A 9,460-nucleotide genomic window follows, 5' to 3' on the forward strand; every position below is an offset into this window, starting at 1 on the left:
CGGTAACAGGCGCCAAAATTTTGTGTTACTTGAACCTTCTACAGTTCTACATGGAATACTTCGAGAATATTCGGGATCTCGGCAATCTCCCGGACAACTTCGGAGCTTGCCGCATTGTCGATGCCCAGCACCATGACCGCTTTACCGCCGACTTCTTTACGGCCTACCTGCATCGTTGCGATGTTGATGTTTCCATTTCCCAGAATGGTGCCGATCCGTCCAATCATACCCGGTTGGTCCAGATGGGTAGTGACAATCATGCGGCCTTCGGGAGCCGCATCGATGGCATACCCGTCAAGCCTTACAATGCGAGGACCAAACCCGTTGTTGATTGTGCCCTCAACTCGCCGGGTCTGGTGGGGGGTTGTGACTTCTAGTCCGATCAGATTCGTGAATACACTGTGCTTGCCGGTTTTTGATTCCACCACCTGAATTCCCGATTGCTCCGCTACAAGCGGCGCGTTCACGAAGTTGACCTCTGCCCCGTGATGATAGGAAAGAATGCCTTTCAGAATGGTCCGGGTGACAGGCGCCACTTCCAGCTGACTGATATCGCCGCTGTAAGAAATCTCGATCTTGGTGACAGGATTGTCAACCAATTGGGCCGCCAATTTGCCCAATTTCTCCCCAAGCACCAGATAAGGCTCCACTTGTCTCAGCTTGTCAGCCGGCAAGGAGGGAAGGTTTACCGCATTCTTAAACGGTTCATCCCGCAGGACTTTGATAATCTCTTCTGCCACGTCAATGGCAACGTTGATCTGGGCTTCTTCCGTCGATGCTCCCAGGTGAGGTGTCAATACTACGTTCGGGAAGTCTTTCAGCGGGTGATCCTTGGCGATCGGTTCCTCTTCGAACACGTCCAAAGCCGCACCGGCAACCTTACCCGATTTCAGAGCTTGAATCAGCGCTTCTTCCTTGATAATGCCCCCGCGGGCGCAGTTTAGGATTCGGACGCCGTCTTTCATCATTCCGAACTCCCGCTCCGCAATCAAATATTTGGTTTCCTTGATCAACGGTGTATGAACCGTAATGAAATCAGCTTGCTGTACAATCTCATCGACCGTGCACTGTTTCACATTCAGCGAATCAGCTCGTTGCGGGGACAGGAACGGGTCATATGCCAAAACCGTCATACCGAATGCTTGAGCGCGTTTCGCCACTTCCGCACCGATTCTTCCAAGTCCGATGATTCCAAGAACCTTGTTGTTCAGTTCTACACCGACAAAGGTCTTGCGGTCCCACTCGCCGCGTTGAATTGATGCATAAGCTTGCGGGATCTTGCGTGCCATCGCCATCATCATGGCAAATGTGTGCTCCGCAGTGGAAATGGTGTTGCCGTCGGGTGCGTTGATGACCACAATCCCATGCTGAGTGGCAGCAGGAACATCAATATTGTCTACCCCGACGCCGGCGCGGCCAATCACCCGAAGACGGGTTGCGTGCTCCAACATTTTTGCAGTCACCTTGGTCTGGGAGCGCACAAGCAAGGCGTCAAATTCACCGATAATGTTGCAAAGCTCTTCTTCCGGCAAACCCGGTTTGATGTCGACCTGGATATCATCTGCCTCAAGCAGTTTTCCAAGCCCTTGTTCCGAAATCGGATCGCTGACCAATACTCGAATCATCTCTTCCCCTCCCTGATTGTCCCAGCCGCATCTGTAAAAAGACCGTCTGAACCCCTTTACAAATGCAAGGGGCCCAGGCGGTCGGCCATATCATCAGTTGCACTCCCTTGTGGTTACCCACTTCCGCCAGTCATGCAACCTGCTGGTTTATAATTTATGAGAAAATTGTATTAGTACAGCGGCTTCCTGTCAATCCTAATTTTTAATGGCAATTTGAAAAAAGGAAATCCGGTATGCAAACTGTTGAAACATTGCCCTTTGATGATTGGTTCCGGACCCGGAAGGGTTTTGTCGGAATCCGGAACGAATACGGCGGAATAAGCGTTTACCAATACGAATCGCAGAACAATGTGAAACACAATTGGTTTATCCAACGGGATGTCGCTTTGGCCATGTATGACGAACTTCGCCTCTATCTTGAACATTGAACCTCATTGCCAACATCCTGGCATTCCAATATGCTAGACAAAACAGGAAAAAACAATTGAATCCCTATAACAGAAGGTGAACCGAAATGAACATAGTGCGCAAATGGTGGAACGGGCTATTGGTATACGCGGAACGGGGAGAGCCGTTCATGCGAGTCCTGCAGGCAATCAAAAAGTATCCCGATTGTTATTTCGATTCCCAAAATCTGTGTTGGCATGTTTCCGACAATTACATTGAGACGTTGGAAAAAGAGGCCTATGCTCAAGGTTTCCACATTGACATCCCGCCGGAACGCAACTTGACCCGGACTCTTCAGAATCGTTGCGGCTGCACATTTGATATTGAAACCACGGGGTTACGGGAAGATCCTGGCACCCACCTGGTCAGTGCCTGCATAGGACTCTCAAAGGAAGATCCCATTGAATTCTTTGTGGATTCCCTTGCTCAAGAGCGGGAAGTTCTCCTGAAGATTGCCGAAATCCTGAAAGATATGGAAGTCATCATCACCTGGAACGGAGACCGGTTTGACATCCCGTTCCTGAACGACCGTTTCAAACAACACCAGATTCCTTTCCAAATTAAAGCCGTACAAAGTCTCGATCTATTCAGGATCGCGGAAAAAATGCGTGCGGCAGGGGTTATTCCCTCCGCCTCCCTGCAAGTTGTCGAGAGGTTTTACGGAATTGTACGGCCTGACCGTCTGCCTGGACGTTATGTGCCGGCCAAATATGCAGAGTGGCTGGAAAAAGGCGACCTTAAGATCAAACAGGAGATTCTTCAGCACAATCGGGAAGACGTCTTGTTCCTTCTGATGCTTTCCCCCTTTATCTACCAGGGAATGATTGTCGATGAAGAACAATCCTGCCTGCCTGAAGATGTGCAACTGCTTGATCGGTATCTGATCCATATGGAACGGATTGAGAAGATGATGGAAGAGAAAGCCGATATGGAGCAGGAAATCCACAAGCTCACGGAAAAGTATGGTCAGTCCGTATTTCATCGGCCTTATGGTGACATTGTAATGAACGAAACTGCATGCACCGTGTTGAAAAAACAAAGTAACTCCCCGGTTATTCACACTTTCGGGGAGTTGGAAGAATTCTACCGCAGTACATTGGCCAAGAAACCAAAGAAGAAATGGCAAGAGCCGGAACAAGAGGGAGAGATATAGCAGCGGTTCATTTACAATGAGATGGGGACGGGCAGGATATTGATCTTCGATCCATCTTTTGCACTGTGGACATAAAACTCCAGTGTTCCTTGTGCCCCCGAGAGTGTAACCGGATAATTGACAACCACCGTAAAGTTTCCCCAGTTGGGGGCTCCGTGATCTGCATGGATCACAATTTCTGCCTGTCCGGATGGTTGTAAGACTGCCAAGCCTGATTGGTCTTTCAGCACGACTGCTCCCACTGCTTCAAACGCCCGCAGCTTGCCTGCAACCGTGAAACCCGTTCCATGGGCCAGGGGTGCAATTTGGAGAATCTGATACGCATCGTTTTGAAAGTTCATGTTCGCCAGGTTCTTTCCACCAGGAGCCTTCCATCCCTGAACGACTTTGTTGTTTAAAGACTGAGATTGAGAAGGCTGCTGTGGATCCTGCGATGGAGGTTTCGATTGAGAAGGCTGTTGCGGGTTCTGCTGCGAAGGTTGATCGGATCCCACCTGTCCGCTATAGGTCTCCTTATGTGTGCAGCCAAGAAGTGCGCCTGCAAGAACGAACGAAAACAAAATACGAATTGTTTTTCTCACATTCCTCGCCCTTTCAAGTCCGTTTGTATAACTGACGCAGGAATGCCACATAAAGTTACTTTGTTCGACTTACGGAACAAGTCCTAAAATTATTTCTTCCTCGCAAACAAGTGAACCGCACCATCGCCTGCCACTTCATCAAAGATCACAAAGCCCGCTCGCTTGAATATCTCATGCAATTCTTCCAGCATATAGAAAGCATAGTAAAGGTCATCGACGAAACCATCTTCCCCACCGGTCAAAAAAGACGCGTAAAGAACGCCGGTGTCCTTCAATACACGCCGTACCTGAGCCAGTGCAACGGGAAGATCTTTCTTCATCAGGTGCAGCAAAGACATATTGGCCCAGATCCCGTCAAACATGTCGTCAGGGTATGGAAGGTTCCGGAAGTCCCCTTTCTGAAAAGTGGCTTCGCCCACAGTTTGTTGTGCAATGGCAAGCATCTCTTCCGAGATATCCAACCCTTGCGCATGCACACCATAATGCTTGAGAGTCAAAGTATCCCGGCCGGCTCCGCTTCCCAGATCCAGTACCCGTTCTCCCAAGAGCATGGTAGTGAAGCGAACCACCATTCCGGGAGTCAACTCGGTATGCCTCCAGGCATGAGATCTGGCCAGTTCATCGAATCGCTGTTTTGTCCGTTTGATATAGTCCATGCCAACCGCCCCAAAAGAATTGTTCACAGGTTATTGTATTCGATATGACCGGCCGCGATCCCTTCCGAAATAAAGAAAACCCAAGCCGGAAAGCTTGAGTTCTGCATGACAATTATAGGGTAAACGCTTTCATCGGGCACCCAGGAAGGACAGACACACCCACCAATGATACTCTTCTTCCGTTCCGTGGCTTTCCAATTCTCTGTAGTAGCGGACAAACTCTTCACTGCTCATGCCAAACTTCCGTTCACAGGTTTCCACAAAAGAGCGCATTGCCTGACGGCGAGATTCCATATATTGTGTCATACCTGACCATCCTCCTTCGAGAATGAGTATAACACATTTTCAAAAATGTGTCACTCCTTCATTCTGCCTTCAATCCTGTTTATCAATTTGGCATGACCACCAGGTTTGCCACCATCGGCCCGTGGCTTTTGTAATCGGGGTGGGTCAGGCACAAGATTTTAAAGGTGCCGGGTTTGTCAGCCTTGAACGACACGGTCTCCACTTTTCCCCTCACTACATTGCCTTTTAGGTTGTACCCTTCGATCACAAACGGATGGCTCTCCCCTTTGACACCGTAAAACTCAAAGACAACCGAATCTCCTTGACGCACCACTATGGTTCCCGGATCCCATCTGTATCCCTCAATGATTTGTTTTCCGTCGGGACTGGTCCATTTGATCTCGTTGGTGACGATCGAGTATTTTACAGTGTTGTTCCCTGTGGCAACGGGACTCCCTGCATGAACAGGACGTATTCCCGGCAGACTTCCGATCTGATTCAGCATCCAGGCCGCCCCAAAGACCAGAATGGTCAAGATGATGACAAGTGCCAGCTTATTTCCTGTCAATTGTGATCTCTCCATGAAAAAACCCCCATTCACACGGTATGTCCTCACTACCAAGTGTATGGGGGATAAGCCCAGCTCATTCTACTTTCAGAATCTTGAAGGTCATCTCTCCGCCAGGCGCCGGAACTGTGACCGTGTCTCCCTTCTGTTTGCCAAGCAACCCCCTGCCAATGGGTGACTCATTGGAAATCCGCCCTTCCAGAGGGTCGGATTCGGCAGGTCCGACGATGGTGTACACTTCTTTGTCCCCGTTCGGGACTTCCTGAATGGTTACCGTTGAACCGATGGTAACAACTCCCGATACTTTGTCTTCTTCCCGAATCAATACCGCATTGCGGAGCTGGTTCTCCAACATAATGATGCGGGACTCGACCATTCCCTGCTCGTCTTTGGCTGCTTCATACTCGCTATTTTCACTCAAATCCCCGTAGGAACGGGCGATTTTCAAACGCTCTTTTACCTCTGCCCGTTTGGTTGTCTTGAGGTATTCAAGCTCTTCTTCAAGTTTGCGAAGTCCTTCTTGTGTGACATAGAATTTGTTGTCAGTCACTGCGCATGTACCCCCTATCTCTGTGACCCCCATATTGTACCAACAAATTTGCGCGGTTGGAAAGGGGGTTATTTTAAAGGGTCGCGGTATTCCTGTTTGGTGATCACAAACGACTGCCCATTCCATATTTCATGGATTTCCCAATATGGCATGGTCGAACTGGTACGGGTGGGAATCGTATCCCGGCGGTGAGTAATCATAACCCATCCTTTTGCAGTCTTTTGAACACGATCATAGGTGGCTTGCGAATGCCAAACGGGAACCAGGCCCATTTCCGTGATGGTAAACATAGTGCCATATTGGTAACGGCCTGCGCAGTTACAGGTTTCCACCACCAGAAACTCGGGCCGTTTGTCGGACACGATGTTCTCGAAGATACTTCCATTGGGCATCCATTCGAGGTACACCCTGCCTGTGGTATCCGATATAGTACGCAGTTTCGTCAACTTCCATGTACGGTTGCCGTTTGCATTTGTTTCCCTGGCCGCTTCATAAAGATTGCCGTACCCGATCGGCTTTCCCTCGGACAAGACCTGCATTGCCACAATCCAACGGTTGGGTTGCAGCACACCGATAAATCCGATTTGTGTTTTTTCGCCTTCCAGTTTGGCAACATCCTTCTGCAATTGGCCAATTGCCTCTGAAGGGATTTTGACCAGCAGGTTTCCTCCCTGAACCTGGTAGGGAATCGTAAGCAAATCGAACAACTGGCGGTTTGGCAGCAACAATCCGTCGCCATCAGCAATCGGGGCACTCTTGAGAATCAACCACCGACCATCCAGCATGGCGGCCACCCGTCCAGGCTGCACCTCCAACTGATGATCACCGTAACGGATAATCCGTTCATCCCCTCGGATTTCAACCCTAATCGGCAGGACTCCCTGCAGCGAATTCACGTCGATCAAGTGGTCTCCGCCTGTATCACGCGGAGCGTAAGGCAGCTGAATTGCAATATCATTGATTTTGATTGTTGAATGGTTGTCTTCTGCATGAACCGAGCGTACGTAAAACAGACTGAACAAAGCAATCAGCAGCATGACCGGTATGCGCAGTTTCATAAATACCCTCCTTTCCTATCTATGATGAAAAGAAGAAGGGAAATTTATGAATCCGTCCTGGCGCAGAAGTCTTTCTACAGGTCTTCCGCCTGCAGCAGGTTAAGCTCTTCCGCCCGGAAAACAGTTGTTTTGGCAAGACGCACGTTTTGTTTGCGGATGCTTTTTTCGATACAGTTCCGGACAAACCTTGCATTGGAAAAATTGGCTTTCTGCTTTTCGCGAAAACAAAGGTTCACCAGTGCCTTCTGATATCCGGAGGACACATGATAATCGTATTCCCGTGCGATGTGGCCCGCAATCAGGAGCAACTCCTCAACCGTATAATCAGGAAAGTGGAGCTGGTAAGGGATCCTGGAAACCAGCCCCGGGTTGCTCGCCAGAAACTTGATCATCGGTTCCCGGTATCCGGCAAATATCACAATTATATCGTTCCGGTGATCCTCCATGTACTTCAGCAGCGTCTCCACCGCTTCCATCCCAAAGTCGTTGGGATTGTCCCGGATCAGTGAATAGGCTTCATCAATGAACAACACTCCTCCTTTGGCCTCCTGCAGGACAGACATGGTGTCTTTCGCCGTATGCCCCACATAGTTGCCCACCAGATTGACCCGGCTTACCTCCCGGAATTTCTCCTCTTTGAGAATTCCGATTCGGTGAAACAGTTTTGCCAGCAGACGGGCAACCGTCGTCTTCCCGGTGCCAGGATTCCCCAGAAAGGCCATATGCATACTCATGGACGGAGTTTTGTAGCCCTGCTTCTTCCGATACTGCTGCACCGCAGTGTAATGCGCCAATTCATGGATGGTGGACTTGATCGGTTCCAGTCCGATCAGTTTGTCCAGTTCCTTCAAGGCCTGTTCGTAGTTCTGTTCCGGCAGGACGGTCAATTCCTGTTGGGGAGCGGCGGCTGACTGCCCGGTCACCCGCATTGCAATGCCAGGTTGAGCGGATGGCTTATAGGTGAATGTTAACGTGTTCTGGCTCATCGAGTCACCTCTTCTCACGACAACGGGCGTGTCTTTCTTGCATATGCCGTCTGTTATCTATGGTATGAGACTCGATATCGAGCAAGTACTTTAATAGCCCTTCACCATGCCCCCGTCCACTACATAGATTTGTCCCGTAATATAGCTGGATTCGTCTGATGCCAGGAACAGCGCCGCATTGGCAAACTCCTCGACGGTTCCGTACCGCCCTGCCGGGATTTGTTTGGTCCAGTTCTCTTTTGCCTGTTCCATTGTGATACCTGCCTTATCCGCCGTAATCCGGTCCAGTTCGCGTACACGATCCGTATCAATCCGCCCTGGAGCCAGATTGTTAACCAGAATTCCGTATGGGGCCAACTCTTGAGACAAGGTTTTGGTCAATCCATTCACCGCAGCGCGAATAGAATTGGACAGAATCAGATTGGGGACCGGTTGCTTCACGCCTGATGACGTAATATTGATGATCCTGCCCGCTTGTTTCTTCATCATCAGCGGCAAAAGACCGCGAGTCACACGAACCACGCTCATCAGGTTCAGATCAAACGCCTTCTGCCACGCTTCATCGTCGAAATCGAGAAACGTGCCGGCAGGCGGACCTCCCGCATTGTTGACCAGAATATCTACAGTGCCATGAACTGTCTGAACTGTTTCAATCAATTTCTGAATGTCCTCTAGCTTCGAAACATCAACCGTCAACGCGGTGACATCGGTTCCTGTCAAACTGCGAATCTCTTCGGCAGCCGCCTGAATAGCTTCCTCACTGCGGCTTGCGATCACCAATTTCGCCCCTTCCTGGGCAAACCTTTTGGCGATTCCTTTCCCCAAGCCTTTGCTTGCAGCAGTAACAACAGCCACTTTTCCGTCCAATCTCATGGAATCTCCTCCTCGACAATCAGTTGTCACAAAATGTACAAAACTTAATTTTTTCAAAGATATTGTACAACAAACCTCTCTTGGGAAAAACCTGTCAATCTCCATGCCAGTTCCCCTGTGTGTGGATTTGTGATAGGATAAGAGAAGTAGAAAGGGAGGTTGAAACCAGACATGAAACAAACTCTAAAAGGGCTTACTGTTGCAGCGGTGCCTGCTACCCTGGGAATCCTCTTTGGTATCGGAGTTATTCTTTACGGTATTAATGGACATAAAACCGAAGAAGCTGCGGCCAAACCGGAAGGAACCAAACAAGAACAGGCTGCAGGCGGTGCCACCAGCGAGATTGGCAATTTTGTTACCCAGAATTGCGCAACCTGCCATGGTCAAGGCCTGAAAGGCGGATTCGGTCCAAAGCTTGTCGGCACAGCGCTTGACGAGAAGGCCATTGTCGACATCCTTAAGAACGGTAAGGGTCAAATGCCAAAAGACCTTGCCAAAGGCAAAGAAGAAGAAGTTGCGAAATATCTCAAGTCCCTTAAATAAGACAATTAACACCCTGTCCCATGCGTACGGGGTGTTTTTTAATAGTAGCTCGGAATTAGAGACATGATTCTGAGTCTGAATAAGGGGTGAAGTGGCTACAATCGTTCATTTTTGTTTAGTTTGAAAGCCATTTTC

12 protein-coding genes and 1 riboswitch are annotated in these 9,460 nt (G+C 49.5%); of the genes, 3 read left to right on the forward strand and 9 right to left on the reverse strand.

Annotation, left to right across the window (positions count from 1 at the left end):
- Nucleotides 1-38: 38 nt before the first annotated feature.
- A complete protein-coding gene (gene serA / locus EFBL_RS19170) occupies nt 39-1,625 on the reverse strand; it encodes a phosphoglycerate dehydrogenase (protein ID WP_096184154.1) in 1,587 nt (528 codons plus the stop codon).
- Between the two features lie 64 nt (nt 1,626-1,689).
- A riboswitch (ZMP/ZTP riboswitch) is annotated at nt 1,690-1,769 on the reverse strand.
- Between the two features lie 89 nt (nt 1,770-1,858).
- Here serA and EFBL_RS20380 point away from each other — a divergent pair.
- Both EFBL_RS20380 and EFBL_RS19180 read left to right on the forward strand, forming a co-directional pair.
- A complete protein-coding gene (locus EFBL_RS20380) occupies nt 1,859-2,053 on the forward strand; it encodes a hypothetical protein (RefSeq protein ID WP_131927646.1) in 195 nt (64 codons plus the stop codon).
- 86 nt (nt 2,054-2,139) lie between these two features.
- Complete coding sequence (locus tag EFBL_RS19180; protein ID WP_096184158.1) at nt 2,140-3,225, forward strand: ribonuclease H-like domain-containing protein; 1,086 nt, start codon at nt 2,140-2,142, stop codon at nt 3,223-3,225.
- A gap of 11 nt (nt 3,226-3,236) precedes the next feature.
- Here EFBL_RS19180 and EFBL_RS21005 read toward each other — a convergent pair whose 3' ends face one another.
- The 8 genes from EFBL_RS21005 to EFBL_RS19215 form a co-directional block, all read right to left on the reverse strand.
- A complete protein-coding gene (locus EFBL_RS21005) occupies nt 3,237-3,806 on the reverse strand; it encodes a Gmad2 immunoglobulin-like domain-containing protein (protein ID WP_165912461.1) in 570 nt (189 codons plus the stop codon).
- Nucleotides 3,807-3,895: 89 nt separating this feature from the next.
- A complete protein-coding gene (locus EFBL_RS19190; protein ID WP_096184162.1) occupies nt 3,896-4,462 on the reverse strand; it encodes a class I SAM-dependent methyltransferase in 567 nt (188 codons plus the stop codon).
- 129 nt (nt 4,463-4,591) lie between these two features.
- Nucleotides 4,592-4,768 (reverse strand): hypothetical protein, encoded by a 177-nt coding sequence (locus tag EFBL_RS20830; protein ID WP_165912462.1) that lies wholly within the window; start codon nt 4,766-4,768, stop codon nt 4,592-4,594.
- Nucleotides 4,769-4,850: 82 nt separating this feature from the next.
- Entirely contained in the window at nt 4,851-5,330 is a 480-nt protein-coding gene (locus EFBL_RS19195; protein ID WP_096184164.1) for a cupredoxin domain-containing protein, read from the reverse strand.
- A 61-nt stretch (nt 5,331-5,391) separates the two neighbouring features.
- Nucleotides 5,392-5,865, reverse strand: coding sequence for a transcription elongation factor GreA (greA, locus tag EFBL_RS19200; protein WP_231705896.1), 474 nt, complete (start codon nt 5,863-5,865; stop codon nt 5,392-5,394).
- Between the two features lie 68 nt (nt 5,866-5,933).
- Nucleotides 5,934-6,923 (reverse strand): hypothetical protein, encoded by a 990-nt coding sequence (locus EFBL_RS19205; RefSeq protein WP_096184168.1) that lies wholly within the window; start codon nt 6,921-6,923, stop codon nt 5,934-5,936.
- A 74-nt stretch (nt 6,924-6,997) separates the two neighbouring features.
- The gene (locus tag EFBL_RS19210; protein ID WP_096184170.1) at nt 6,998-7,909 is read right to left on the reverse strand and encodes an AAA family ATPase; all 912 of its coding nucleotides are present in this window, start codon (nt 7,907-7,909) and stop codon (nt 6,998-7,000) included.
- A 90-nt stretch (nt 7,910-7,999) separates the two neighbouring features.
- Nucleotides 8,000-8,782, reverse strand: coding sequence for an SDR family oxidoreductase (locus EFBL_RS19215; protein ID WP_096184171.1), 783 nt, complete (start codon nt 8,780-8,782; stop codon nt 8,000-8,002).
- Nucleotides 8,783-8,953: 171 nt separating this feature from the next.
- Between EFBL_RS19215 and EFBL_RS19220 the strand changes: the two genes are divergently transcribed.
- The gene (locus tag EFBL_RS19220; RefSeq protein ID WP_096184173.1) at nt 8,954-9,325 is read left to right on the forward strand and encodes a c-type cytochrome; all 372 of its coding nucleotides are present in this window, start codon (nt 8,954-8,956) and stop codon (nt 9,323-9,325) included.
- Nucleotides 9,326-9,460: the final 135 nt, after the last annotated feature.

Source organism: Effusibacillus lacus (assembly GCF_002335525.1).
Taxonomy (GTDB): Bacteria; Bacillota; Bacilli; order Tumebacillales; family Effusibacillaceae; genus Effusibacillus; species Effusibacillus lacus.